The sequence below is a fragment of the Micromonospora polyrhachis genome (assembly GCF_014203835.1).
Lineage (GTDB): Bacteria > Actinomycetota > Actinomycetes > Mycobacteriales > Micromonosporaceae > Micromonospora_H > Micromonospora_H polyrhachis.
On the sequence record NZ_JACHJW010000001.1, the window covers coordinates 4,517,205 to 4,542,900 of the forward strand.

At 69.0% G+C, this 25,696-nt stretch carries 20 protein-coding genes and 1 tRNA gene; 12 read left to right on the top strand and 9 right to left on the bottom strand.

Annotated features, from left to right (window positions below; translation table 11 throughout):
* The first annotated feature begins 43 nt into the window (after nt 1-43).
* A complete protein-coding gene (locus tag FHR38_RS19850; RefSeq protein ID WP_184536084.1) occupies nt 44-1,195 on the top strand; it encodes an ABC transporter permease in 1,152 nt (383 codons plus the stop codon).
* A gap of 963 nt (nt 1,196-2,158) precedes the next feature.
* On the opposite strand, the gene FHR38_RS19855 is transcribed toward FHR38_RS19850, so the two are convergent.
* The 4 genes from FHR38_RS19855 to FHR38_RS19870 form a co-directional block, all read right to left on the bottom strand.
* Nucleotides 2,159-2,233: transfer RNA gene (locus tag FHR38_RS19855), tRNA-Arg, on the bottom strand.
* Nucleotides 2,234-2,344: 111 nt separating this feature from the next.
* Nucleotides 2,345-3,031 (bottom strand): winged helix-turn-helix domain-containing protein, encoded by a 687-nt coding sequence (locus FHR38_RS19860; protein ID WP_184536085.1) that lies wholly within the window; start codon nt 3,029-3,031, stop codon nt 2,345-2,347.
* 185 nt (nt 3,032-3,216) lie between these two features.
* Nucleotides 3,217-3,921 (bottom strand): DUF305 domain-containing protein, encoded by a 705-nt coding sequence (locus FHR38_RS19865; protein WP_184536086.1) that lies wholly within the window; start codon nt 3,919-3,921, stop codon nt 3,217-3,219.
* Nucleotides 3,922-3,933: 12 nt separating this feature from the next.
* Nucleotides 3,934-4,821 (bottom strand): thioredoxin-like domain-containing protein, encoded by an 888-nt coding sequence (locus tag FHR38_RS19870; protein WP_184536087.1) that lies wholly within the window; start codon nt 4,819-4,821, stop codon nt 3,934-3,936.
* A 95-nt stretch (nt 4,822-4,916) separates the two neighbouring features.
* Between FHR38_RS19870 and argS the strand changes: the two genes are divergently transcribed.
* Entirely contained in the window at nt 4,917-6,575 is a 1,659-nt protein-coding gene (argS, locus tag FHR38_RS19875) for an arginine--tRNA ligase (protein WP_184536088.1), read from the top strand.
* 169 nt (nt 6,576-6,744) lie between these two features.
* A complete protein-coding gene (lysA, locus tag FHR38_RS19880; RefSeq protein ID WP_184536089.1) occupies nt 6,745-8,130 on the top strand; it encodes a diaminopimelate decarboxylase in 1,386 nt (461 codons plus the stop codon).
* Between the two features lie 14 nt (nt 8,131-8,144).
* Here the strand turns inward: lysA and FHR38_RS19885 are convergent, their stop codons facing one another.
* The 3 genes from FHR38_RS19885 to FHR38_RS19895 all read right to left on the bottom strand — a co-directional run bounded on the left by FHR38_RS19885 (nt 8,145) and on the right by FHR38_RS19895 (nt 10,685).
* Nucleotides 8,145-8,546, bottom strand: coding sequence for an RNA-guided endonuclease TnpB family protein (locus FHR38_RS19885; RefSeq protein WP_221449095.1), 402 nt, complete (start codon nt 8,544-8,546; stop codon nt 8,145-8,147).
* A gap of 33 nt (nt 8,547-8,579) precedes the next feature.
* Nucleotides 8,580-9,650: an IS110 family RNA-guided transposase gene (locus FHR38_RS19890; protein WP_184536090.1), complete on the bottom strand. Its 1,071-nt coding sequence runs from the start codon at nt 9,648-9,650 to the stop codon at nt 8,580-8,582.
* A gap of 198 nt (nt 9,651-9,848) precedes the next feature.
* Nucleotides 9,849-10,685 carry an RNA-guided endonuclease InsQ/TnpB family protein gene (locus tag FHR38_RS19895; protein ID WP_221449096.1) on the bottom strand — a complete coding sequence of 279 codons (837 nt, stop codon included), beginning with the start codon at nt 10,683-10,685 and terminating at the stop codon, nt 9,849-9,851.
* A gap of 167 nt (nt 10,686-10,852) precedes the next feature.
* Between FHR38_RS19895 and FHR38_RS19900 the strand changes: the two genes are divergently transcribed.
* A complete protein-coding gene (locus tag FHR38_RS19900) occupies nt 10,853-12,166 on the top strand; it encodes a homoserine dehydrogenase (RefSeq protein WP_184539947.1) in 1,314 nt (437 codons plus the stop codon).
* A 188-nt stretch (nt 12,167-12,354) separates the two neighbouring features.
* Complete coding sequence (thrC, locus tag FHR38_RS19905; RefSeq protein ID WP_184536092.1) at nt 12,355-13,404, top strand: threonine synthase; 1,050 nt, start codon at nt 12,355-12,357, stop codon at nt 13,402-13,404.
* Nucleotides 13,405-13,471: 67 nt separating this feature from the next.
* Here the strand turns inward: thrC and FHR38_RS19910 are convergent, their stop codons facing one another.
* Nucleotides 13,472-14,680: an IS30 family transposase gene (locus FHR38_RS19910; RefSeq protein ID WP_376771391.1), complete on the bottom strand. Its 1,209-nt coding sequence runs from the start codon at nt 14,678-14,680 to the stop codon at nt 13,472-13,474.
* Nucleotides 14,681-14,956: 276 nt separating this feature from the next.
* Here FHR38_RS19910 and FHR38_RS19915 point away from each other — a divergent pair, with 276 nt between their 5' ends.
* The 5 genes from FHR38_RS19915 (at nt 14,957) to FHR38_RS19935 (ending at nt 21,718) form a co-directional block, all read left to right on the top strand.
* Nucleotides 14,957-18,253, top strand: a complete 3,297-nt coding sequence (locus tag FHR38_RS19915) for an efflux RND transporter permease subunit (RefSeq protein ID WP_184536093.1) — start codon at nt 14,957-14,959, stop codon at nt 18,251-18,253.
* A gap of 78 nt (nt 18,254-18,331) precedes the next feature.
* A complete protein-coding gene (locus tag FHR38_RS19920; protein ID WP_184536094.1) occupies nt 18,332-19,264 on the top strand; it encodes a polysaccharide deacetylase family protein in 933 nt (310 codons plus the stop codon).
* A gap of 43 nt (nt 19,265-19,307) precedes the next feature.
* Entirely contained in the window at nt 19,308-20,546 is a 1,239-nt protein-coding gene (locus FHR38_RS19925) for an MFS transporter (RefSeq protein ID WP_184536095.1), read from the top strand.
* A 92-nt stretch (nt 20,547-20,638) separates the two neighbouring features.
* The gene (locus FHR38_RS19930) at nt 20,639-21,505 is read left to right on the top strand and encodes an SPFH domain-containing protein (protein WP_184536096.1); all 867 of its coding nucleotides are present in this window, start codon (nt 20,639-20,641) and stop codon (nt 21,503-21,505) included.
* A gap of 15 nt (nt 21,506-21,520) precedes the next feature.
* Complete coding sequence (locus FHR38_RS19935) at nt 21,521-21,718, top strand: type II toxin-antitoxin system antitoxin (protein WP_184536097.1); 198 nt, start codon at nt 21,521-21,523, stop codon at nt 21,716-21,718.
* 36 nt (nt 21,719-21,754) lie between these two features.
* Here the strand turns inward: FHR38_RS19935 and FHR38_RS19940 are convergent, their stop codons facing one another.
* A complete protein-coding gene (locus FHR38_RS19940; RefSeq protein ID WP_184536098.1) occupies nt 21,755-22,267 on the bottom strand; it encodes a hypothetical protein in 513 nt (170 codons plus the stop codon).
* Between the two features lie 98 nt (nt 22,268-22,365).
* Here FHR38_RS19940 and thrB point away from each other — a divergent pair, with 98 nt between their 5' ends.
* Together thrB and rho are read left to right on the top strand one after the other, a co-directional pair.
* A complete protein-coding gene (gene thrB / locus FHR38_RS19945; RefSeq protein ID WP_184536099.1) occupies nt 22,366-23,340 on the top strand; it encodes a homoserine kinase in 975 nt (324 codons plus the stop codon).
* 294 nt (nt 23,341-23,634) lie between these two features.
* Nucleotides 23,635-25,671, top strand: coding sequence for a transcription termination factor Rho (gene rho, locus FHR38_RS19950; RefSeq protein WP_184536100.1), 2,037 nt, complete (start codon nt 23,635-23,637; stop codon nt 25,669-25,671).
* Nucleotides 25,672-25,696 lie beyond the last annotated feature (25 nt).

Below are 25,696 nucleotides of genomic sequence, written 5' to 3' on the forward strand. Positions count from 1 at the left end.
AGGCACCTCGAAACCGCGGCCGGCTCGGCTTAGCGCCGCGGACATGGCCCGACTCGGTGCGGCAGGCTTACGGGCCCGACCACTGCGGGTCTTCCTCTCCGCGCTCGGCATCGCCATCGGGATCGGGGCGATGCTGGCGGTGGTCGGCATCTCCACCTCCAGCCGAGCCGAGCTGGACCAGACCCTCGACCGGCTCGGCACCAACCTGCTGACCGCAGCCCCGGGCGAGACCCGTACGGGCGGGGAAGCGGTCCTACCCGAGAACGCGACGGCGTTGGTGGATCGGGTCGGGCCGGTGGAGTCGGTCAGCGCCACCGGCACCGTCGCCAGATCCGTCTACCGGAACGACCGGATCCCCGCCGGGCAGACCGGCAGTCTCGTCGTGCTCGCCGCCGAGCCCGAGCTGCTGACCGTCGTCGACGGCACCCTGCACGCCGGTACCTGGTTCACGTCCGCCACCGCTGCCTATCCGACGGTTGTCCTGGGGCACACCGCCGCCCGCCGTCTGGACGTACCCGGGGTTGGCGCCCGGGTGTGGTTGGGCGGTGAGTGGTTCGCGGTGATCGGCATCCTGGCACCCGTACCCCTAGTGGAGGAGCTGGACTCGGCCGCGTTGGTGGGGTGGGAGGCGGCTCGGTCCTATCTCGGCTTCGACGGCCGTCCCACCCGGGTATACCTGCGGACCGCGCCGACCCAGGTCGCGGCGGTGCGAGACGTGCTTGGCCGGACCATCAACCCGGAGTCGCCGAGCGAGGTGGCGGTGTCCCGACCCTCCGACGTGCTGGCCGCCAAACAAGCCGCCGACAGCACGCTGAACGGGCTGCTACTCGGACTGGGGGCGGTGGCGCTCCTGGTGGGTGGTGTCGGCATCGCCAACACCATGATGATCTCGGTGTTGGAACGTCGTGCCGAGGTGGGACTTCGGCGAGCGCTCGGCGCGACCCGGGGGCAGATTCGCGGGCAGTTCCTGGCCGAGTCGCTACTGCTCTCCGCGCTCGGCTGTGCGGGCGGCACCCTGCTCGGCGTCGTCGTCACCGGGCTGTACGCGGCCGGGCAAGGCTGGCCCGTCGTGGTGCCGGCCTGGGCAACGGTCGGTGGCCTCACCGCCACCCTTCTGATCGGTGCGGTCGCCGGCCTCTATCCGGCGATACGAGCGAGCCGGCTCGCCCCTACCGAGGCCCTCGCCGGTACCTGACCGACGGTCATGGCCGAGTTGCCGCGAGGAGTTGGCGCTCTTGTGGTTGTTCGCGGTGCCGCTGCTGTACGGCCTGTGCTACGGCTACGGCCGGGCATTCGGCATGGTTCTTACCGGTACGTTTGTACGAAACCTCGGAAGGACTCTGATGCGGGTGAGACCATGCGTTGCGCGGTGGTCTCACCCACCAATGGCCAGAGCTGAGCGTCAGCTCAAGTTAATACACGTACCAGCCCCACGATCCCATGTTGCCGGTGGTAGCGATGTTGGCTGGCCACCAGTTGGTGCCCACGTGGAATTCGTAACCGCCCGGGTACAAGCCGTAGATGTCGACCCGGGAGCCATCCAAGTAGATCGGAACACAACTTCCCGGGTGCGCCAGGACCGAGGTAGTTGGGCTGTCGCTGTATTTCATGTAGGAGGTGTAGGTTCCCCTAGCGCACAGGGAGTACCACCCAGTGGTTCCGCCGGCTTGGGCCGGGGCCGCACCCACACCGATAGCCAGCCCCGCGGCGACAACCGCAACCGACATAGATGCGATCAACTTGCGAATCGAAAAACGGCGCACGCTCTCCTCCTGTTCTCCTAGTCGACCGGCAGCCCGAGATGACCTGGAACCAGTTACCTCCGGAGTCATCTCGATTGCCACCACTACTCCATGCACGTTCAGTCCATGGGAAAAGTTCAACGTGTCGATCAGGCTCTGGTCGAGTGCGCCGTTGAAAGGGTGTAATTCCGAGCAAAGAAGACACCGAGATGGGGAACATGAAGATCGCTTCGGCGGCCACCGGAGGTTGGCGCACCGGAGGTGCCGGGGCAGTGCAGCTAGGCCCGGCTGAGGTCGCGCCGAAACTTCGGCACGCATTCGGCACGGACGCCCGACACAGACCACTGACGGCCGGGCACACGACTAAGGCCGCTGACTAGGTTTCCCGGTCAACGGCCTTTTGGGTTTCTCATCGATGGTGCCCCCGGCAGGATTCGAACCTGCGCCCCCGCCTCCGGAGGGCGGTGCTCTATCCCCTGAGCTACGGGGGCTCAGCGACTCAGGAACTGTAGCAAACCCCCGGTCCGTCAGCCCAATCGGTATCCGCTCATGTCGCCGCCGCGTCCCGTTCGTACCGTCGGCTACGTATTCCAGCCGCCGGGCTATGCGTCCCGGCCGCAACTGGGCAGCGGGTGCAGCACGATTCGCGGTGGAAGGCGGCGTGGCCACCGGGCGGTGGGCCAGGAACTGTCCACGATCGCGTGCACCGTACGGCCGGCTGCGCCGCTGAGTCGCAGCAGGAAGTCGCGGGGCAGGGGCGGGTTGACCGACGGGGTGGCGATCATGAAACGGGTACGGCCGCGTGCCGAAACCGCCGACAGGACGTCGGCCGGCGGTACCACACCGTGCAGCCGGGTCCGGCCGAGCCAGTAGACGTCGGCGTGGTGTTCCTGGGCGGACCGGAGGATCGCCGGGTAGGCGTGTTCCATCCAGCGGGTGACCGAGTCGGCGCAGAGGCTGCAGGCACGCTCCCGGGGTTCGCGGGGCCCGAGACCCCACGCCCCCAGGTACGCCCCGACGTCGCGCAGGTCCAAATCGAGCTGGAATCGGCGCTGGATGAGGGCGGCCACGGTGTGCCGGGACCACAGTTCGTCGTCCAGGCCGTACCCGTCGGGATGGTTGCCCCGGATGGCCTCGATCAGTTCGAGTTCCTGGTCGCGGCTGAGCGTCCCCTGCGCGCCCGACCGTTGTCCGCGACGGACGGCCGCCACCGCCCCGTCACCGCCGATGGTGTGACGCCGGCACCAGCTGGTGACGGAACGTCGTGCGTCCTTGAGTGCAACCCCCACGTCTAGGACAACGAACCCGGATTATGACTGGTCACGATATCTGCGGAGAAAACTCCTGAAAGGCCGCACTAGCCTCTAACTGGGCTATACGGACAAAGTTGGCATGATGGAGGCGGGCCTGCGGCAGCGCGCAGGCAAACGACGGCGGCCCCCACCCGTGGGTGAGGGCCGCCGTACGGGACTGATCAGGATCCAGCGCCCAGCTTGGTCAGCAGTGCCTGGATACCGTCGATCTCCTTCTTCTGCCCGGCCACCATCGACCCGGCCAGGTGGGTGACCTGCTCGTCGTCGGTGAGGTCGAGCACGGCCTCGGCCATGTGGATGCCGCCGAGGTGGTGCTGGCGCATCAACTGGAGGAAGAGGACGTCGAAGTCGCGACCGGTGGCGTTACGCAGCCGTTCCCGTTCCTCGTCGGTGGCCATGCCCGGCATCAGCCCCTCGCGGATCATGTCTTCACCCTTCGGCATCCAGGCCATCCGGGGCTGGGAGCCGGTCGGGTTGAGATCCCAGGTACGTAGCCAGGTCTGCATGGTGCCGATCTGGCCCTGCTGGGTCAGGGCGATGTCCGCCCCGAGGGTACGTACGTCCGGGTCCGTGCCCTTCTCATGCGCGAGGATCGCCATCTCCACCGCCTGCGCGTGGTGGGTCGACATGTCCCGGGCGAACCCGGCCTCGGGCGAGGCGTCACCGGGCCGGGTCAGCCCCGGTACGAGGAGCCCGGCGACCAGGCCGAGCGCCAGCCCGACCACCAGGATCGCGGCCAGCCAGGCCGTACCGAAGCGCTGGCCGCCGCCCCCGACGGTGGCCGAGGCGTCCGATCCGAGGTCGCCGCCATCCGGGACGCTGGCCGCTGCCGGCGTCCCGGTCTGGGTTGAGGTGCTGCTGCCCACTGCCGCTCCCAACTACTGCATCGGCTGCTGCGGCTGGTCCTTGCCCAGGTCGCGTGGCGTGGTGCCGGTGGCGGTGATGCCCCGGCCGCAGGTCGCGCCCGGCTCGACGTTGGCGTTCTGCCGCAGCGCCTTGATGAACTCGTCCACCCGGCTGTCATCGGCCTTGTCGACCTTGAGCTGGTAGCCCCAGGCCTGTAGCGAGATCGGCGAGTCCAGCCCGTCGACCGGGCTCATCATCATGTACTCGTTGCCGCGTACCTTCTCGGCCAGCGCCGAAACCTGGTCGGCGGGCAGGTCGGAGCGGTAGGTGATCCAGACCGCGCCGTGCTCCATGCTGTGCACCGCGTGCTCGTTGGCGATCGGCGCGGCGTAGACGTCGCCCATGCAGTTCTGCCAGTTGAAGTTGTGCTTGCCGCCGACCGGCGGGCTGACCGCATAGGTCAACGCCCCCCAGGCGTGCTCCTGTGAGGTGATCGACTTGTCAGCGTGGTCGCGGAAGTTGACGATGCCGGCGATGTCCGCGGCGCGGTCCTCCCACGACCGGGCACCCTTGAAGGCCGCCCAGGCGCCGTAGCCGATGATCCCGGCCGCGAGCACGCCGACCGCCACGAAGAGCGCGATCGGGCCCCAGGACCGGCCCTGGCTGACCTTGACCGGTGCGATCGGCTTGCGTGGACCCTTGCCGCCGCTGGTCGGGCGGGTGTCGCCGCCCGGCTTCTTCGCGGGAGCGGACTTGGTGGCCGCCGGCTTGCCGGCGGACGTCGACTTGACATCAGCGGCCTTGCCGCCCGAGGTGGTCTTGTCACCAGCGGGTGGCTTCTTGCCGCCGGCCGCCGGTTTCTTACCGGTGCTGACCACGGACGGTCGGCGCTGATTGCCACTCGGAGTGCTTATGCTCATGGTGCCTCGCCAGGTCGGTCGGTCGGGGGGTGGCGGGTCGGGTACGCGCAGGGTCGCCGCCGAGTGACCGAGTCTACCCCCGGTAACATGTTTCGGTGACTCCTGCCAAACTCGCCGAGGTCGTCCTCTCCGCTGCCCACGTCGTCTTTGCCGACCGTGGGCTGGATCACAACATTCTGCCGGAGACGACGGCCCTGGAGCGACCGCGCAATCCGGAGCACGGCGACTACGCCTCCACGCTGGCCATGCAGCTCGCCAAGCGGGCGGGGGTACCGCCACGGGAGCTGGCCACCGCCCTCGCGGACAAGCTCGGTCAGGCGCCCGGGATCAAGTCGGTGGAGATCGCCGGACCGGGCTTCCTCAACATCCGGTTGGAGGCCGCCGCCGCCGGGCAGCTTGCCCGAGTCGTGGTCGAGGCCGGTCCGGCGTACGGGCGCAGTGAGCACCTCACCGGCCAGAAGGTGAACCTGGAGTTCGTCTCGGCCAACCCGACCGGCCCGATCCACCTGGGGCACACCCGGTGGGCCGCGGTCGGCGATTCGCTGCGCCGCATCCTCACCGCCGCCGGGGCGACGGTGACCAGCGAGTACTACATCAACGACGCCGGCGTGCAGATGGACCTGTTCGGCCGCTCCGTGCTGGCAGCGGCTAAGGGGGAGGCGACCCCGGAGGGTGGGTACGCCGGTGAGTACATCACCGACATCGCCCAGCGGCTGCTCGCCGACCACCCGGACGCGCTCGCACTGCCCGAGGAGGAGGCCCGGACGCTGTTCCGGGACGAGGGCTACCGGCTGATGCTGGAGGAGATCCGGGCCAGCCTGGGCCGCTTCGGCGTGCACTTCGACGTGTGGTTCTCCGAGCGGGACCTGCACGCGGGCGGGGCGGTCGACCACGCCCTCGACACACTGCGCAAGCAGGGCCACGTCTACGAGGAGGGCGGGGCGATCTGGCTGCGCACCACCGAGTTCGGGGACGACAAGGACCGGGTGCTGCGCAAGGCCGACGGGGACTGGACCTACTTCGCGGCCGACTCGGCCTACTACGTCAACAAGCGGGAGCGCGGCTTCGACAAGTGCGTCTACCTGCTCGGTGCCGACCACCACGGTTACATCAACAGGCTGCGGGCCATCGCCGCCTGCGCCGGGGACGACCCGGACTTCAACATCGAGATCCTGATCGGCCAGCTGGTGAGCCTGGTCCGGGAGGGGCAGCCGGTACGGCTCTCCAAGCGGGCCGGCAACATCATCCTGCTGGACGAGATCGTCGAAGCGGTCGGCGTGGACGCGGCCCGCTACTCGCTGGCCCGGTCCTCCACCGACTCGCCGCTGACCCTCGACATCGAGGTGATCACCCGGCGGTCCAACGACAACCCGGTCTTCTACGTGCAGTATGCGCACGCCCGGATCGCCTCGATGCTGCGCAACGCCGCCGAGCTGGGGGTCAGCCGCGGCGAAGACTTCGACCCGGGGCTGCTCGACCACCCCAAGGAGAACGACCTTCTCAAGAGCATCGGTGAGTTCCCCACGGTGGTCGCCACCGCCGCCGAGCTGCGCGAGCCGCACCGGATCGCTCGCTACCTGGAGGAGTTGGCCGGCACCTACCACCGGTTCTACGACGCCTGCCGGGTGCTGCCGCAGGGCGACGAGCCGGCGACCGACCTGACCCGGGCCCGGCTGTGGCTGGTCGAGGCGGCCCGGACGGTCATAGCTAACGGCCTCGACCTGCTCGGCGTCTCCGCCCCGGAAAGGATGTAGTCGCCAATGCGAGCGCGAGGAGCGAGCGTTTCGGGGCCGGCCGCGTGGGACGCGCTGGCGCCGGAATGCGAGGAGAGCCTGCGAGCCCCGCAGTCGCGAAGCGGAGGTAGGTAATGCGAGCGCGAGGAGCGAGCTTGCGAGCCCCGCAGTCGCGAAGCGGAGGTAGGTAATGCGGGCACATGAGGCCGGTGCGCTGCATGGCGACATCGGCAGCCGAGGGCCGGCGTGGCTGCGTACCCCGGTCGACGTCAACGCCCTCGTGCCGCAACTGTGGCCGCGCAGCGTGGCGCGGGACGCCGACGGCGCGCTCACCGTCGGCGACCTTGGCGTCCGCGAGTTGGCCGAGCGGTTCGACACCCCGGCGTACGTCCTGGACGAGGAGGACCTGCGCGCCCGGTGTCGGGAGTTCCGGGCGGCCTTCCCGGACGAGGACATCTACTACGCGGGCAAGGCGTTCTTGTGCCGCGCGGTGGTGCGCATCATCGCAGAGGAGGGGCTGTATCTGGACGTCTGCTCCGGCGGTGAACTGGCGGTGGCCCTGGCCGCCGACATGCCTCCGGAGCGGATCGGCTTCCACGGCAACAACAAGTCGGTCGCCGAGCTGACCCGGGCGCTGGACGCCGGGGTGGGCCGGATCATCGTCGACTCGTTCGACGAGATCGACCGGTTGACCGCGTTGGCCCGGCAACGGTCGGTACGGCCCCGGGTGCTGATCCGGGTCACCGTCGGCGTCGAGGCGCACACCCACGAGTTCATCGCCACCGCGCACGAGGACCAGAAGTTCGGCTTCTCGCTGGCCGGGGGAGCCGCCCTTCAGGCCGCGTTCAAGATTCTCGACGAGGACGTGCTGGAGCTGCGGGGGTTGCACTCGCACATCGGCTCGCAGATCTTCGACACCAGCGGCTTCGAGGTGTCCGCCCGTCGGGTGCTGGATCTACAGGCCCAGATCCGGGACGCACGCGGGGTCGAGCTGCCCGAGCTGGACCTGGGCGGCGGTTTCGGCATCGCGTACACGACGCAGGACGACCCGTCCCCGCCGCACGACCTGAGCAAGCGGCTCAACAAGATCGTGAGTAGCGAGTGTGCGGCGGCCCAGCTCGCCGTACCGCACCTCTCCATCGAGCCGGGGCGGGCGATCATCGGACCGGCCGTCTTCACCCTCTACGAGGTCGGCACGGTCAAGGACGTCGACGGCATCCGCACCTACGTCAGCGTGGACGGCGGGATGAGCGACAACATCCGCACCGCGCTCTACGACGCGTCGTACTCGGCGACGGTGGCCTCCCGCAGCTCGTCGGCCCCGCCGATCCTTGCCCGGGTGGTGGGAAAGCATTGCGAGTCCGGGGACATCGTAGTGAAGGATGAATTCCTGCCCGCTGACGTGCGGCCCGGAGATCTTCTTGCCGTGCCCGGTACGGGTGCCTACTGCCGGAGCATGGCCAGCAACTACAACCATGTGCCGAGGCCGCCGGTCGTGGCGGTCCGGGACGGTCAGGCACGCGTGATCGTCCGGCGGGAGACCGAAGACGATCTGCTGGCATTGGATGTGGGTTGACATTCTCCACCGCCTTAACGGGCGGGGATTCCCTTGGCCGCCCTTGGGTTTTCCTGCTTCGACACCGACTGCCTCGTTCGGGCGTGCGCCCGTTGGGGTCTTACACCGGCTCCACAGGCGGTAACGGAGAGCCCCTCCGCCAGAATGTTGCGGGCCGCGTTGACATCCCGATCATGGACGCTGCCGCATCGGCAGGTCCACGACCGTACGTCAAGCGGCATCCGTTCAGCGCGCGCACCACACGTCGAGCACAGTTTCGACGACGGGAACCATCGGTCCACCACGACCAGGTTCCGGCCGTACCAGTCGGCTTTGTATTCGAGCAGAGTGCGAAACTGTCGCCAGGCCGCGTCGCTGATCGCCCTTGCGAGGGTGTGGTTTCTGACCATGTTGCGCACGGTCAGGTCCTCGATCACGATCGTTTGGATGCCCCTATGTTCGTCAAGGGGTCATGCTGGTGTGGGTTGGAGCAGGGTATAGATCTCTCGGGCGACGTAGCGTTTGAGGCAGCGGATGATCTCGCGTTTGGTTTTGCCTTCGCTGAGACGGCGGTCGCGGTAGGCGCGGGTCTCGGGATCGGTGTGCAGGCGGGACAGGACGATGCGGTAGAGAGCGGCGTTGGCTTGCCGGTCGCCGCCGCGGTTGAGGCGCCGACGGCTGGTTCTGCCGGACGAAGCGTCAACGGGGCTGGCTCCGCAGAGCGCGGCGAAGGATCGTTCGCTGCGCAGCCGTTGGGGGTTGTCTCCGGCGGTGATGAGCAGGGTCGCGGCGTTGTCGGGCCCGACCCCGGACCGTTCGAGCAACTGCGGATGATGGTGTGTGATCACTGCGGCGAGGCATTTCTGCAGCTCGTCGATCTCCTCGGTGAGTGTGAGGATCCGACGGGCGAGAAGGCGCAGGGTGTAGGCGGCGGCGCCAGCGGTGTCGGTGGGTGCGGCGTCGATGGCCAGGGCGGCGCAGCGGCGCAGCAGTGTCTTCGGACCGAGACCGGCCATCGATTCCCGCAATGCCGGGTCGGTGCCGACCAGGACGGCCTTGAGTTGGTTGATCGCCTGGGTACGGGCCTTCAACGCGGAGTTCTTGGCCAGTTTGAACATGCGGATCATCTCAGCCGGCCCGTCCGTGGTCTTCGCCATGGCGCTCGCGCTACCGCTGATCACCGCTCGTGCGGCGCTTTCCGCGTCGATGACGTCGGTCTTGCCGCGACGCCGGCGCGTGGCCTTGTCGGGGTAGGCGACCTCGATGACGGTGATGCCCTGGCTGAGCATGTAGCGGGTCAAGGCGGCGCCGTAGGAGCCGGTGCATTCCACCCCGGCGCGGCGGAGGTCACCATAACTGCGGGCCCACGTGAGCAGCTGCCGGTAGCCGGCCGCGGTCGTGGGAAAGCTGTTGCTGCCGAGCAGTACACCGGTGACGGTCAGGACCACCACCACGTGTACGTCTTTGTGGGTATCCACACCGATCACGATGTCGCCGGCGTCGGGCGCACCGACAGGATCGGGTTGGAGCATGCTGGACATGGTCGAGGGGCTCCTGATCCGCTCGGGGGCATAAACGGCCAACGCCGGACCGGTCGGAGCGGTCAAAACTGTGACGGTGCCTTGTTCACGGCAAGGCCCCTATCGGGACACGTTCCACCGGGCCGGTGTCAGCACGCACCATCCCGAACCGCGATCGACAGATCCAAACCAAGGCACCACGGCCAGTTTTCGCGCGAGTCAGACCACGGCCCGGGACAGCACCCACCCATACTCACAGTTCTCACGAACGAGCCGAGTAGTCAGTTTGTGCAGGTGATCCCGCCTGCGGTCGATGATCCGGGCGTGAACACGGGCTACCTTCAGCCGGGCCTTGGCCCGGTTGATCGACCCTTTCTGCTTGCGGGCGAGCCGGCGCTGGGCGCGGGCGAGCCGGGCCCGGTCGGCACGTTCATGGCGCGGGTTGGTGATCTTCTCCCCGGTGGAGAGGGTGAGCAGGCTGTCGAGCCCGACGTCGATCCCGACCTGGCCGGTGGCGGCCGTCTGGGCGATCACGTCGTCGCACAGCAGGGCTACGAACCAGCGTCCAGCGGCGTCCTGCGACACCGTCACGGTCGACGGCGATACCCCCTCGGGCAACGGCCGCGACCACACGACGTCGAGGGGTTCAGCCATCTTCGCCAGGGTCAGCCGCCCGTCGCTGTGGTAGCGGAACGCGCTGGTGGTGTACTCGGCCGACTTGCGGGACTTCTTCCTGGACTTGAAGCTCGGGTACCGGGTGCGGTTGGCGAAAAAGTTGGTGAACGCGGTTTGCAGGTGCCGCAGGGCCTGCTGCAACGGCACGGAGGAGACCTCGTTGAGGAACGCCAACTCCTCGGTCTTCTTCCACGCAGTGAGCATCGCGCTGGTGGCGTTGTAGTTGATCCGTTCCTGCCGCAGTGCCCATGCCTCGGTGCGGGCCTGCAACGCCATGTTGTAGACCTTCCGGACGCAACCGAACGTGCACGACAACTCCGCCGCCTGCGCCTCGGTCGGGTAGAAGCGGTACTTGAACGCCCGCTTCACAGTCCTGGACACCACTCACACGCTGGACCGCTTACCGGTGAACCTTGTGGTGACGCGCGGGCAGACGCCTATCCGCCTTGGCGGCGAATCGGCTATCCCTGCCCTGCACCGCAGGAGTTCCGTTTCCTTTCCGGCATAAAGGCCGGAGCATCCACGGAAGGAATCCGATGACAAGAGCTGTGCGGCTGGCGCTGTTGGGATGCGGCACGGTCGGTGCCGAGGTGGTCCGCCTGCTGCACGAGCAGGCCACCGACCTGGCCGCCCGGATCGGCGCTCCGTTGGAGATCGCCGGCATCGCCGTACGCCGGCTGGGCCGGGACCGGGGACCGCTACCGGTGGACCCGTCGCTGTTCACCACCGACGCCCTGAGCCTGGTGAAGCGGGACGACGTCGACGTGGTCGTCGAGGTGGTCGGCGGTATCGAGCCGGCCCGGACCTGGCTGGTCGAGGCGCTGCGGGCCGGCAAGAGCGTGGTCACCGCCAACAAGGCGCTGCTCGCCGAGGACGGCGGCACGCTGCACGACGCGGCGCTCGACGGCGGTGCGGACCTCTACTACGAGGCGGCGGTGGCCGGGGCGATCCCGCTGCTGCGTCCGCTGCGCGAGTCGCTGCACGGCGACACGATCACCCGGGTCACCGGCATCGTCAACGGCACCACCAACTTCATCCTTTCCGCGATGGACGCCACCGGGGCCGGTTTCGCCGAGGCGCTGGACGAGGCCACCGAGCTGGGCTACGCCGAGGCCGACCCGACCGCCGACGTGGAGGGCTTCGACGCCGCCGCGAAGGCGGCGATCCTGGCGTCGCTGGCCTTCCACAGCCGGGTGGGGGCCGCCGACGTCTACCGGGAGGGCATCACCGAGGTCACCGCCGCCGACGTGGCCAGTGCCAAGGCGATGGGCTGCACCATCAAGCTGCTCTGCATCGCCGCGCGTGGCCTGGACTCCACCGGCACCGAGTCGGTCAGCGTCCGGGTGCATCCGGCGATGATCCCGCTGAGCCATCCGCTGGCCAGCGTCGGTGACGCGTTCAACGCGGTCTTCGTGGAGGCGGAGGCCGCCGGGCAGCTCATGTTCTACGGCCGGGGCGCGGGCGGGTCGCCGACCGCGAGCGCGGTGCTCGGCGACGTGGTGGCGGTGGCCCGTAACCGGCTCGCCGGGGTACGGGCGGCCAGCGAGTCGGCGTACGCGGCGCTGCCGGTGCGACCGATCGGCGAGGCGGTCACCCGCTACCACATCAGCCTCGACGTGGCCGACCGGCCGGGTGTGCTGGCCGGGGTGGCCGGTGTCTTCGCTCGGCACGGCGTGTCGATCGCCACGGTGCGGCAGGCGCCGGCAGCGGGGGGTCCGGCCGGTCGGGGTGACGACGCGGTCCTGGTGATCGTCACGCACGCCGCTCCGGACGCCGCGCTGGCCGCCACCGTCGAGGAACTGCGCGGTCTGGACATCGTCGGATCGATCGCCAGTGTGCTGCGGGTGGAGGGCAGCCTCTGACCTGGTTGCCGTTGCCGGAGCCCGCCGGGGCGGTGATGGGCTGTGCGCTGGGGCGGTGTGCCCGTGTGGTGGCGCAGATGGGAGCATCCCGACAGGTGGTTAATCGCGGGTGCGCCGCCGGCCGACCGGTCACGCTGGGGCAGGCTGGTAACCCGCCCGAGCAGGCGTGAGCAGGCAAGGAGATCGAGATGTGGCGTGGTTTGATCGAGGCGTACCGGGATCGGCTGCCGGTCACCGAGTCCACGCCGGTCGTCACGCTGAACGAGGGGAACACGCCGCTGCTGCCGGCCCCCGCGCTCTCCTCGCGGATCGGTGCTGACGTCTACCTCAAGGTGGAGGGGGCCAACCCGACCGGGTCGTTCAAGGACCGGGGGATGACCCTGGCGGTCTCCAAGGCGATCGAGGCCGGCAACAAGGCAATTATCTGCGCGTCCACCGGCAACACCAGCGCCTCGGCCGCCGCGTACGCGGCCCGGGCCGGGATCACCTGTGCGGTCCTGGTACCGCAGGGCAAGATCGCGCTGGGCAAGCTGGCCCAGGCCCTGGTGCACGGGGCGAAGCTGTTGCAGGTCAGCGGTAACTTCGACGACTGCCTGGCGCTGGCCTCCAAGCTTTCTGTGGACTACCCGGTGGCGTTGGTCAACTCGGTCAACATCGACCGGTTGCACGGTCAGAAGACCGCAGCGTTCGAGATCGTCGAGGCGCTGGGCGACGCCCCGGACATCCACTGCCTGCCGGTCGGCAACGCCGGCAACATCGCCGCGTACTGGCTGGGCTACCAGGAGGACGCGGCGGCGGGCAACGCCGGGAAGACCCCGAAGATGTACGGCTTCCAGGCGGCCGGGGCCGCGCCGATCGTCAACGGCGCGGCGGTACGGGAGCCGTCCACGATCGCCACCGCGATCCGGATCGGCAACCCGGCGAGCTGGACCAAGGCACTGGATGCGCGGGACGCCTCGGGCGGGCTGATCGCGGCCGTGACCGACCGGGAGATCCTCAGCGCGTACCGGCTGTTGGCCCGGCAGGTCGGCGTCTTCGTGGAGTTGGGCAGCGCGGCCAGCGTGGCCGGCCTGTTGCAGCAGGCCGAGGCGGGCCGGGTGCCGCGTGGCTCGACCGTGGTCTGCACCGTCACCGGGCACGGCCTCAAGGATCCGGAGTGGGCGATCTCCACCGCACCCGCGCCGACCACCATCAAGAACGACGTACTGGCCGCCGCCCGCGCACTCGACCTCGCCTGAGTGTGGGGAAGGGTCCCTTCCGGTCGGGAAAGGCGGCGGATTCCAGGGGTCGTTGCAACACAGGTGATCAACTGGCTTCGGTCAGAAGCTTAGCGATGCGCTCGGCTGGGGTGTCCCAGCCGAGTGTTTTGCGTGGTCGGCCGTTGAGTTCGGCGGCGACGGCGGCGAGGTGCTCCGGGGCGTGGACGGCGAGGTCGGTGCCTTTGGGGAAGTACTGGCGAAGCAGACCGTTGGTGTTCTCGTTGGAGCCGCGTTGCCAGGGCGAGTGTGGATCACAGAAGTAGACGGGAATGTCCGCAGCGGTGCTGAACTGGTGGTGCAGGGCCATTTCGGTGCCTTGGTCCCAGGTCAGGGATCGTTTGAGGTGGGCCGGCAGGGTGGCGACGGTGGCCTGCAGCGCGTCACGGACACGCTCAGCGGTACGACCGCGACCCAGGTGCACCAACAGGACGTAGCGGGTAGCGCGTTCCACCAGGGTGCCGATGGCCGAGGCGCTGTCCTTACCGATGATGAGGTCGCCTTCCCAGTGGCCGGGCACGGCCCGGTCGTCGGCTTCGGCGGGCCGGTCGCTGATCATCACCATGGGCGCGGTGAAGCGAGGCTGACGTTGTCCGGGTTGGCGGCGCGGGCGGCGGACCGCGCGGCCGGTACGCAGCGCCCGAGTCAGCTCGCGGCGTAGCTCACCGCGTCCCTGCACGTAGAGCGCCTGGTAGATCGTTTCGTGGGTCACGTGCATCCCTGGCTGGTCGGGGAAGTCTCGCCGCAACCGTTGCACGATCTGTTCCGGGCTCCACTTACGGTCCAAGCCGTCCTGCACTGCCTGGCGTAGCCGCGGGTTCGCGGCGAGCTTGCCCGTCTTCGGCCGTGGGCGCCGCTGTTCGGCCCGTGCCTGAGCCGCGTGAGGGCGGTAGTCCCCTGTCCCGGGATGGGCATTACGGCGCAGTTCACGGCTGATCGTGGACGGATCCCGCCCCACCTCGGCTGCGATCGACCGAAGCGACCTGCCCTCGCGCCGCAGGTCAGCGATCAGGATCCGGTCGTCCACGGACAGAAACCGACCGGAGGAAGTCCCGGGCCGGGCAGGAGGTTGCGCCTCCTGCCCGGCCCGGGACTTCCGCCCGTGCCGCCAACGATGGCCAGTACGCCGGTTGACCCCGACGATCCGACACGCCTGTGCGGTACCTACACCCTGCGCCACAAGATCAAGATAAGCCTGACGCTCAGCATGCAACTTCTTCCGGCCCTGAGGCGCCCGGTCCTTACGGATCTCGAACACTGCAACTCCTGAACAGATCAGGTGTTGCAACCACCACTAGAACTCAAGGGCGCCAGGAAGGGGCCCTTCCTAACATCCGATCACTGAGAGTGGGCTGAGGAGCCTTACCTCGACGGGCGCGCTGGGCTGGGACAATCACGCCCACCGCCCCCGGTGCAGGGGCTGTGTCCCCCGCTCCCGAATCAGTTGCCCGGATCGGGCAGTATTTGTCGCCGAGTCTCGCCGCCCGCTGTCGGGGTGGTCTCTTAACTAGCTTCCCCGGGAGGAAGCCCGATCATGTCGTTGCTTGCCAGATTCAGTCTCGCCAACCGAGGCCTGGTCGCCCTCATCGCGGTGGTGCTTACGGGGTTCGGACTGTTCGCCGTCCCATCGCTGAAGCAACAACTCCTACCGTCGCTGGAGTATCCCGGCGCGTTCGTCATCGCCGCCTATCCGGGTGCCGCACCGGAGATCGTCGAGGCGCAGGTCACCGAACCGATCGAGAACAGCATCCAGGGGATCGCCGGACTCAACAAGGTCACCTCGACCTCCCGTGAGGGCGTGGCGACCATCCAGGTGGAGTACGAGTTCGGTACCGACATCGACGCCGCGGTCAACAAGATGCAGACCGCGCTTGGTCGCATCGCGAGTCAGCTGCCCGAAGGTGTCGAACCGACGGTGCTCACCGGCACCACCGACGACCTGCCTGCGGTGATCCTGGCGGCCGGCGGTGGCGGGGACGAGCGGGCGCTGGCCGACAAGTTGCGCAACGCGGTCGTACCCGAACTGGAGGCCATCGACGGCGTCCGTACCGTCGAGGTGACCGGGGCGCGGGACCAGAGCGTGGTCATCACCCCGGACCCGGTGAAGCTGGCCAAGGCCAAGGTCCAACCGACCGCGATTGCCGGTGCGTTGCAGGCCAACGGGGTCTCCATCCCGGCCGGCACGCTGACCGGTCCGGAGCGGAGCCTGACCGTGCAGGTCGGCAGCCGGATCGAGACGCTGGACGAGCTGCGCGGTATCTATCTGACCGCGCCCGGCGCCCCGCCGGTCCGGTTGGGCGACATCGCCACCGTCGAGCAGCAGCTCGACGCGCCGACCTCGTACACGCGGACCAACGGCAAGGACAGCCTCGGCATCGCGGTCACCGCCAAGCCGGACGGTAACGCGGTGCAGATCTCGCACGACATCCGGGACCGGCTCGCCGATCTGCGTACGGCGTCCGGGGCCGAACTCAACGTGGTCCTGGACCAGGCGCCGTACGTCGAGAAGTCGATCAAGAGCCTCACCACCGAGGGCCTGCTGGGCCTGGTGATGGCGGTACTGGTCATCCTGGTCTTCCTGCTGTCGGTGCGGTCCACCCTGGTCACCGCGGTCTCCATCCCGCTGTCGATGGTGGTGGCGCTGCTGGCCCTGTGGATCGGGGACTACTCGCTCAACCTGCTCACCCTCGGCGCGCTGACCATCGCGGTGGGCCGGGTGGTCGACGACTCGATCGTCGTACTGGAGAACATCAAACGACATCTCGGGTACGGCGAGCGCAAGCGTGAAGCGATCATCAAGGGCGTACGCGAGGTGGCCGGCGCGGTGACCGCCTCCACCCTGACCACGGTGGCGGTCTTCGCCCCGATCGCCCTGGTGGGCGGCTTCGTCGGGCAGATCTTCGCGCCGTTCGCGATCACCGTGACGGTGGCCCTGCTGGCCTCGCTGCTGGTGTCGCTGACCGTCATCCCGGTGCTGTCCTACTGGTTCCTCAAGCCGGCCACTGGCGTGGACGCCGAGGCGGTACGCCAGGCGGCCGAGGAGAAGGAGCTGCGTGACCCGTTGCAGCGCCGCTACCTGCCGGTGATCGAGTTCGCCACCCGGCGGCGCTGGCTCACCCTCGGGTTGGGCCTGTTGGTGCTGATCGGCACCTTCGGGCTCTCCACCGGGCTCAAGACCAACTTCCTGGACCAGTCCGGGCAGGACACCCTGAGCTTCTCCCAGGAGATGCCGGTCGGCACCAGCCTGGCGGCCACCGACGCGGCGGCCCGCAAGGTCGAGGAGGTGCTGGCCCGCACGCCGGAGGTGACGACCTACCAGGTCACCGTGGGTGGCGGCGGAATGCCATGGGAGTCCGGCGGCAGCAAGTCGAGCTTCTCACTCGCCCTGACCGAGGACGCCGACGCGGAACAGCTCACCGAGCGGTTGCGGACCGAGCTGACCGCGCTGAATGCCGGCGAGATCAGCTTCGGCGCCGGCGGTGGCGCCGGCATGGGGTCGACCAACCAGGTCGCGGTCGTCGTGCAGGCGTCCGACCCGGAGGTGCTGACCCGGGCGGCCGAGCAGGCGCAGCAGGCGATGGCAGAGACGCCCGACGTGGCGGATGTGAGCACCAACCTGACCGGGAACTCCCCCCGGATCGAGGTCGTGGTGGACCGGGCTGCGGCGGCGAGGGTCGGCATGTCCGAGGCGGCCGTCGGCCAGCTCGTTGCGCAGGTGTTCCGGGGCAGCCCGGTGGGCCGGGTGGTGCTCGACAACGAGCAGCAGGACGTGGTGCTGCGGCTCGGTGCCGGGCCGACCTCGGTCGAGGCGCTGCGGGCGTTGCCGATCGGACCGGTGAAGCTGGACGACATCGCCGAGATTAGCGAGGTCAAGGGCCCTCTGGAGGTCACCCGGATCGACGGCGACCGGAGCGCCACCGTCACCGGTACGGCCACCGGTAGCAACCTGGGCGAGACCACCGAGGCATTGAAGGAGCGGCTGGACAAGCTCGACGTGCCGGGTGCCACCTTCACGCTGGCCGGGGTCAGCGCCGACCAGGAGGAGGCCTTCGCCGACCTGGGGCTGGCCGTACTCGCCGCCATCGCGATCGTCTTCCTGATCATGGTGGCCACCTTCCGGAGCCTGATCCAGCCGCTGATCCTGCTGGTCTCCATCCCGTTCGCGGCGACCGGTGCGATCGGACTGCTGCTGGCCACCGGCACGCCGCTGGGCGTACCGGCGCTGATCGGCGTGCTGATGCTGGTCGGCATCGTGGTGACCAACGCCATCGTGCTGTTGGACCTGGTCAACCAGTACCGCGACCAGGGCATGGGGGTACGCGAGGCGGTGATCGAGGGCGGTCGGCGACGACTGCGGCCGATCCTGATGACCGCGATCGCGACCATCTTCGCGCTGCTGCCGATGGCCTTCGGGCTGACCGGCGAGGGCGGCTTCATCTCCCAGCCGCTCGCGATCGTCGTGATCGGTGGGCTGATCAGCTCGACGCTGCTGACGCTGGTGCTGGTGCCGACGCTCTACACGATGGTGGAGAACACCAAGGAGCGGATTCGGCGGCGGCGGTCCGGTGGTGGGGCGGGTGACCCGGCCGGACCCGTCGGGACGACCGAGGAACCGGCCGGGGTCGTTTCGTCCACTGTGACCTCGAATGGTGCGCAGGCTCCGGTCGTGGCGTCGGGCGATGGCCCGGATCGGGTGGAGTCACCGGTGTCGGCCGCCACCTCGGCGGAGGCCCGACCGGCACCCTCCGGTGCGCTGGTCGACGGAACGGACCAGTTCGAGGTGCTGCGTCTGCCAAAGAGTCGCAGGTCACCGTTGCCTCCTTCGGAGTAGCGGCGCACCCTATGCTCAACGGCGTCCCGCTGACGGTCATCGTCGGCGGGACGTCGTTGGCTTTGGTGATGGGGGGCCATGGTGAGCGTCGAGGGTAGGGAACAGACCGGGCGCGGGTGGGTGCCCGCGCCGCGCCGACCCGAGCCGGGGGACGGTCGACCGGTCGAGGCCGGACCGGTCGAAACCGGATCAGGCGAGGCCGGACCGGGCGGTAACACCCGTCGCCGAACCATATTGCGGCGGGCCGCGCTGGTGGCGGCGGGCGCGGGGGTGGGGGCGGTGGCGTTTGCCGAGGCGGCCCACGTCGTCGACCGTAAGCTGCCGATCCGGGGCGGTGCCGCAGGGGCGACGGTGGCCAGCCGGGACCGGCATCCGGGCGCGGGGCAGGTGCTGGTCACCTGGGCGGGGCCGACCGACCAGAAGTTGGTGGCACTGACCTTCGACGACGGTCCCCGTCCGAATTGGACGAACACGGTGCTGGACACCCTCCAGCGGTACGACGTGCCGGCCACCTTCTTCCTCGTGGGCCGGCGGGTACGCAAGTACGCGTCGGTGCTGACCGGCCGGATGGGCCGGCACGAGGTGGGCAACCACACCTGGAACCACCGGGACATGGCTCGGGTCGACGCCGAGGAGGCGTACCGGGACCTGTCCCGCGCGCACGAGGCGATCGCCGAGGTGACCGGACAGGAGGCGGCTCTGCTCCGGCCGCCGTACGGACACCTGGGCGGTGGAGCGGTGCTGGCGGCGGCGCGGATGGACTACCGGATCGTGCTGTGGTCGTTGCAGATGCTGGAGTCGAAGTTCCCGGACGATCCGGTCGGGCACGCCCGGCACATGGTGGAGCACACCGAGCCGGGTTCGATCCTGCTCGCGCACGATGTCGGGCCGCAGGACCGGCTGGTCGCGATCCGGGGACTACCCGACATGATCATCGGTTTGCGGGCCCGAGGTTTCGAGTTCGTGACCGTGTCCCAGTTGATGGCAGCGCAGGCCAAGGTTCATCTCTGACCGCCGCCCTCCCGGTCGCGGTGCCCGAGTATGGTTCCGGTACGTGGCATCGACGTTTTCGGTCCTTACCCGTAACCGGGACTTCCGTAATCTGTTCTGCGCCGAACTGGTGGTCTTCGGGGCCGACTGGTTCGTCATGGTGCCGTTGCTGGTGCTGTTGCCGGAGTTGACCGGCAGCGGTGTGTGGGGCGCGCTGGTGCTGGCCCTGGACACCGGCATCGTCGCGCTGCTGCTGCCGTACACCGGCACTATCGCAGACCGGATGGACCGCCGGAAGATCATGATCGTGGCCAACCTGGCCGCCCTGCTCGGCGTCCTGCTCCTGCTCGGTGTCCGTAGCGAGGCGACGGCCTGGCTGGCCCTGCTCGCGATCGGGGCGGTAGCGGTCGCGAAGGCGTTCTACTCGCCGGCCGCGCAGGCAGCGCTGCCCAACGTGCTGGAACCGGCGGAACTCGCCGCCGGCAATGCGATCGCCGGCTCGGCGTGGGGAACGATGACGGTGGTTGGCGCGTCCCTCGGTGGGGTGCTGACCTCGGCGTTCGGGCCGTACGCCTGTTTCTGGATCGCGGCGGCCTTCCTGGTCGGGGCCGCGTTGCTGGCCCGGCGGATCCGGCGGCCGTTGCAGGTGCCTCGGGACCACACGGTGCCGGCCCCGCGCACCTGGGCGGCGATCAGCGAGGCGCTGCGCTACATCGGCCACCGGCCCCGGGTGCTCGCGCTGGTCACCGTGAAGTCGGCGGTGGGGCTGGGCAACGGGGTGCTGACCGTCTTTCCGCTGCTCGCCGGCCTGTACGGGGTCGGCGCGATCGGCACCGGCCTGCTCTTCGCGGTACGTGGCGCCGGGGCGCTGGCCGGGCCGATGCTGATGCGTCGGGTGCTCAGCCACCGGTCGTGGCTGCTCCCCGGCCTGGCGTTGTCGATGACCGGCTACGGCCTGTCCTACGTCGGGGTGGCGGCGGCCCCCTGGTTCTGGCTGGTGCTGGTGCTGGTCTTCGTCGCGCACCTGGCTGGTGGCGGCAACTGGGTGCTGTCCAACTTCGCCTTGCAGGGCGAGGTGCCGGACCGGCTACGGGGCCGGGTCTTCGCGACCGACATGATGCTGGCGACGCTTGCTGTCTCGGTCAGCCAACTGGTGGTGGCCGCCGTGGTCGACCACGTCGACGCGTGGATCGTGCTGGCCGGTTGTGGCCTGACCACGGTGGTCTACGCGATCGGTTGGCGGGTCGCCACCCGCCGGCTGTCGCTGTCGGATGAAGCGACCGAACCGGTCCCCGCCGCCTGATTCGCGGGAGCCGCCGGATTTTTCTGGGGACTTGTGTGCCCGGCGAGTCACTCGATACCTTGGTGATATCACTTTGATGGCAAGGAGATGTCATGGAGAGGTCCGCCTTCCGGCTTCCCGGGTTCCTGGTGATCGCGGCACTGGTGGCACTGGCCGCAGCGGTGTCGACGGTGCTCATCTTGCTGGCCGGTGCCTCCGACGCCGTGCTGTGGATCGTCGTGGCCTCCGTCAGCTATGCCGTGCTCGCCGTCGTCACCACCACCGGATTCGTCATCGTCAATCCCAACAATGCGAAGGTCGTGCAGTTCTTCGGGCGCTATGTCGGCACCATCCGGGATGCCGGGCTGCACTGGACCTGGCCGCTGACCGCGCACCGGCAGGTCACCCTGCGGGTGCGCAACTTCGAGACCGCCCGGCTCAAGGTCTCCGACGCCGACGGCAATCCGGTGGAGATCGCCGCCGTCGTCGTGTGGCGGGTGGTCGATTCCGCCAAGGCCGTGTTCGCCGTCGACAACCACGTCGAGTACGTCTCCGTGCAGGCCGAGGCGGCGGTCCGGCACCTGGCCACCAGCTACCCGTACGAGGCGCACGACTCGGGCCGGGCCAGCCTGCGGGACAGTCTCGCCGTCAGTGACGAGCTGACCCAGGAACTGCGCGAACGGGTGGAACTGGCCGGCGTCGAGGTGCTGGAATCACGGACCACCCACCTCGCGTACGCGCCGGAGATCGCCCAGGCGATGCTGGCCCGGCAACAGGCGAACGCCATGGTCGCGGCCCGGTTCAAGATCGTCGAAGGGGCGGTGGGTATGGTCTCCAACGCCCTGGAGCGGCTGAGCGTGGAGCACATCGTCGAGCTGGACGAGGAACGCAAGGCCCAGATGGTGGCGAATCTGCTCGTCGTACTCTGTGGCGACCGGGCGGCTCAGCCCGTCGTCAATGCGGGTTCCCTCTACAGCTGAGGCGGTTGCCGGCTGATGGCCGAACGCAAGAAACTGTTGCTACGGCTCGATCCGCAGGTCTACGAGGCAGTTGCCAAGTGGGCCGCCGACGACCTGCGTAGCGTCAACGCACAGATCGAGTACGCCCTACGGCAGGCGTTGCGTGCCGCAGGGCGTACACCGAAACAACCACCGTCCGAGAAGTCACCGTCCGAGAAGTCACCGGACGAGTGAATTCCGGCCAACGCCCGACTCCGGGCATGGTGTCGGTCAGGACGTCGGTGGGGTCCACTGGGCCGGTGCCGGCGGTGCGGAGGCCGGCGGGTACGGGGCCGACATCGTCGGGTATTGCGCTGGCGTGCCCGACGTCGGCGTGTCCGACCAGGCGGCAGGCGCGGCCGACGGCGTGGTCGGCGTCGCTGTCGGTTCCGTCCTGGCGGTACGGCCGGCCAGTACCGCGCCGATGAGCAGCCCGATCCCGGCTGCCTGCATGAGGCTCAGCAGCAGGGAGACGACGAGGCTGATCGGAGTGAACTCAGCGTGGTTGAAGACACCCTCCCTGAACAACGTGGGAATCGCCAGTCCCCAGGCCAGGGCAAGAAGTAGTTCCAGCAACAGGACCGCGCCGCCGAGGAAGGCCAGCACCCGGGCGCGACCGGGCAGCCGCTTGCCGGCCACGGCCACCAGGATCAGCCCGACCACCAGCACCAGCATGGTCGGCAGTGTCCCCAACGATGGGCCAAGCAGGTCTCCGAACACGGCTTCCTCCGCTCCCAGGATCATGCCGACACCTTACCGGCGATGGTCGATACGACCGCGATTGGCGAGACCGTAGGCATACCGGCGCTGGCCGAGTGCCGGACGCGGCCTAGCATGAACGAATGCCGCTGTCCTTCGTCTCCGGGCCGGCGCGGGTGCGCGTGCCCGCGACGAGCGCCAATCTCGGGCCGGGCTTCGATGCGCTGGGCCTGGCGCTGGCGCTCTACGACGAGGTCACCGCCCGGGTCACGTCGAGCGGCTGCCGGGTCGAGGTGACCGGTGAAGGCGCTGGTGAGCTGCCCGCCGACGACACACATCTGGTCGTACGCGCCATGCGGACCACCTTCGACGTGCTCGGCGGCCAGCCGTCGGGTGTGGCTGTCGACTGCGTGAACCGCATCCCGCAGGCTCGGGGGCTGGGTTCCTCGTCGGCGGCGATCGTTGCTGGCGTACAGCTTGCCCGGGCGCTCGTGACCGACGGCGGCCAGCGCCTCGACGATGCCGGCGCACTGCGGTTGGCCGCCGAGATCGAGGGGCATCCGGACAACGTCGCGCCCTGCCTGCTCGGCGGGTTCACCATCGCCTGGACGGAAACCGCGGAGTCCGCGGCGCGTACCGGTGTCCTGCCTGGAGCCCGGGCGGTTTCCCTGCCGATCGCCCCGGCCGTGCAGCCGGTGGTGTTCATACCCGGTGAACGTGGGTTGACCTCGGTGGCCCGTGCCGCGTTGCCGGCTACCGTGCCGCATCGGGACGCGGCGTTCAACGCCGGCCGTTCCGCGTTGCTCGTGCACGCCCTCACCACCGAGCCCGGTCTGCTACTGGCCGCGACCGAGGATCGGCTACACCAGGACTACCGGGCGGCGGGGATGCCTGGCACCGCCGCCCTGCTCACGGCCCTGCGTGCGGCGGGTGTGACAGCTGTGGTCAGTGGGGCGGGACCGACGGTCCTGGCGCTGACCGAGCCGCCGGCAGGATTCGACCCGGGAATGGATTGGATCTGCCAAAGGTTGTCCGTGGATGTCGCCGGTGCCCTGGTCGAGGGGGGTAGACTGGGACACGCCGAGCGGGACCCTGTTGCCGCAGGTCGGAAGAGTTGATTACGCTCTAGACTTAGCACAGCCGCGAAGCACCGCGATCTCCTGCGGGTCGGCGCACCCCCGAAGCTTTCGGCGGTTAGCCCGTCTACCCCTGCCTAGGCCCACGCCGCACCGCAGTTCTCCAAGGTCGCCGCAGAAGGCGAGACTCGCTCACCAGTACTGGTGAGTCGAAACCGACCGACTGCTGTGTTACAGACTCCCGTTACGTGTCACGCGAGGCGGGTGCACCGAGGCCGCCCGGCCACCTGTTCTTCGACCCCGGGCAGCCCCGGCCTTATCGAGGGAAGGAATCCATTGAGCGACACCACCGACGTGACGTCGGATGTTTCCAACGTCGCTGGCGAAGCCACCACAGGTCCCGCCCGCCGTCGGCGGACCGGCACCGGACTCTCGGCGAAGCTGTTGCCGGAGCTCCAGAGCCTGGCCGCGTCGCTCGGCATCTCCGGTACGGCCCGGATGCGCAAGGGCGAACTGATCGCCGCTATCACGGAGCGGCAGGGCGGCGCTGCTGCTGCGGGCAGCGCACCGCGTCCTCGGGCTGAGGTCGCGGCAGCGGCAGCTCCCGCACGGGAAGAGGTCCGGGCCGAGGTTCGGGACGCCGGCGAACGGCGTGGCGACACGGCACAGGCACCGGTACCGGACAAGCCGGCGGCCGAGGGCGAGACCCGCCCCCGCTCCCGCCGGTCCCGGAATGCGGCTGCCACCGCCGCTCAGGCCGAGTCGCGGGTCGAGGAGACCCCGGCTGGTGGTCGGGCTGAGCGCGCCGACCAGGCAGAACGGGCTGACCAGGCCGAGCGGGGCGACCGTGCCGAGCGGGGCGATCGGGCTGATCGTGCCGACCGTGGTGAGCGGGCTGATCGTGGCGACCGTGCCGAGCGGGCTGATCGTGCCGACCGGGCCGAGCGGGCTGATCGCGGCGAGCGGGCTGATCGCGGCGAGCGGGCTGATCGTGGCGAGCGGGCTGATCGTGGCGAGCGGGCTGATCGTGGCGAGCGGGCTGATCGTGGCGAGCGGGCTGATCGTGGCGATCGTGGTCAGCGCGGGACTGCGGATCGGGACCGTGACAACGACGGAGACGACGACGGTGAGGGCGGCGGTCGCCGTGGCCGCCGTAGCCGATTCCGCGACCGTCGTCGTGGCGGCCGGGGCGACCGTCCCGAGGGCGAGAGCGGCGGCCGGGAGCCGCAGGTCAACGAGGACGATGTGCTCGTCCCGGTGGCAGGCATCATCGACGTGCTCGACAACTACGCGTTCGTCCGCACCACCGGCTACCTCTCCGGCCCCAACGACGTCTACGTGTCGATGTCCCAGGTCAAGAAGTACGGCCTGCGGCGCGGTGACGCCGTCACCGGTGCGGTGCGTGCCGCCCGCGAGGGTGAGCAGCGCCGGGACAAGTACAACCCGCTGGTCCGGCTGGACGCGATCAACGGCATGGACCCGGACGAGGCCAAGCGTCGACCGGAGTTCTACAAGCTGACCCCGCTCTACCCGCAGGAGCGACTGCGGTTGGAGACCGAGCCGCACATCCTGACCACCCGGGTCATCGACCTGGTGACGCCGATCGGCAAGGGTCAGCGGGCGCTCATCATGTCGCCGCCGAAGGCTGGTAAGACGATGGTGTTGCAGGCGATCGCCAACGCGATCACCCACAACAACCCGGAGTGCCACCTGATGGTGGTGCTGATCGACGAGCGGCCCGAAGAAGTCACCGACATGCAGCGTTCGGTCAAGGGCGAGGTCATCGCGGCCACGTTCGACCGGCCGCCGCAGGACCACACCACGGTCGCCGAGTTGGCGATCGAGCGGGCCAAGCGCCTGGTCGAGCTGGGCCACGACGTGGTCGTACTGCTCGACTCGGTGACCCGGCTCGGCCGGTCGTACAACCTGGCCGCCCCGGCCAGCGGTCGGATCATGTCCGGCGGTATCGACTCGACCGCGCTCTACCCGCCCAAGCGGTTCCTGGGCGCGGCCCGCAACATCGAGAACGGCGGCTCGCTGACCATCCTCGCCACCGCCCTGGTGGAGACCGGTTCCGTGATGGACACGGTCATCTTCGAGGAGTTCAAGGGCACCGGTAACGCGGAGTTGAAGCTGGACCGGAAGATCGCCGACAAGCGGGTCTTCCCGGCCATCGACATCCACACCTCCGGTACGCGTAAGGAGGAGATCCTGCTCGCACCGGAGGAGTTGGTCATCACGCACAAGCTCCGCAAGGTGTTGCACTCGCTGGACTCGCAGGCGGCGCTGGACCTGCTGCTCGACAAGCTCAAGCAGACCCGCACCAACATCGAGTTCCTGATGCAGATCGCGAAGTCGACGCCGGGGGAGTAGTTGCCCAGCCCTGCTCGTCTCCAGT

What these genes read in the sequence shown, in the direction of transcription:
- FHR38_RS19850 (WP_184536084.1), top strand. Translation starts at nt 44, where the DNA reads ATGGCCCGACTCGGTGCGGCAGGCTTACGGGCCCGACCACTGCGGGTC.
- FHR38_RS19870 (WP_184536087.1), bottom strand. Translation starts at nt 4,821, where the DNA reads ATGAGCATAAGCACTCCGAGTGGCAATCAGCGCCGACCGTCCGTGGTC.
- lysA (WP_184536089.1), top strand. Translation starts at nt 6,745, where the DNA reads ATGCGGGCACATGAGGCCGGTGCGCTGCATGGCGACATCGGCAGCCGA.
- FHR38_RS19890 (WP_184536090.1), bottom strand. Translation starts at nt 9,650, where the DNA reads ATGTCCAGCATGCTCCAACCCGATCCTGTCGGTGCGCCCGACGCCGGC.
- thrC (WP_184536092.1), top strand. Translation starts at nt 12,355, where the DNA reads ATGTGGCGTGGTTTGATCGAGGCGTACCGGGATCGGCTGCCGGTCACC.
- FHR38_RS19915 (WP_184536093.1), top strand. Translation starts at nt 14,957, where the DNA reads ATGTCGTTGCTTGCCAGATTCAGTCTCGCCAACCGAGGCCTGGTCGCC.
- FHR38_RS19920 (WP_184536094.1), top strand. Translation starts at nt 18,332, where the DNA reads ATGGTGAGCGTCGAGGGTAGGGAACAGACCGGGCGCGGGTGGGTGCCC.
- FHR38_RS19930 (WP_184536096.1), top strand. Translation starts at nt 20,639, where the DNA reads ATGGAGAGGTCCGCCTTCCGGCTTCCCGGGTTCCTGGTGATCGCGGCA.
- FHR38_RS19935 (WP_184536097.1), top strand. Translation starts at nt 21,521, where the DNA reads ATGGCCGAACGCAAGAAACTGTTGCTACGGCTCGATCCGCAGGTCTAC.
- FHR38_RS19940 (WP_184536098.1), bottom strand. Translation starts at nt 22,267, where the DNA reads ATGATCCTGGGAGCGGAGGAAGCCGTGTTCGGAGACCTGCTTGGCCCA.
- thrB (WP_184536099.1), top strand. Translation starts at nt 22,366, where the DNA reads ATGCCGCTGTCCTTCGTCTCCGGGCCGGCGCGGGTGCGCGTGCCCGCG.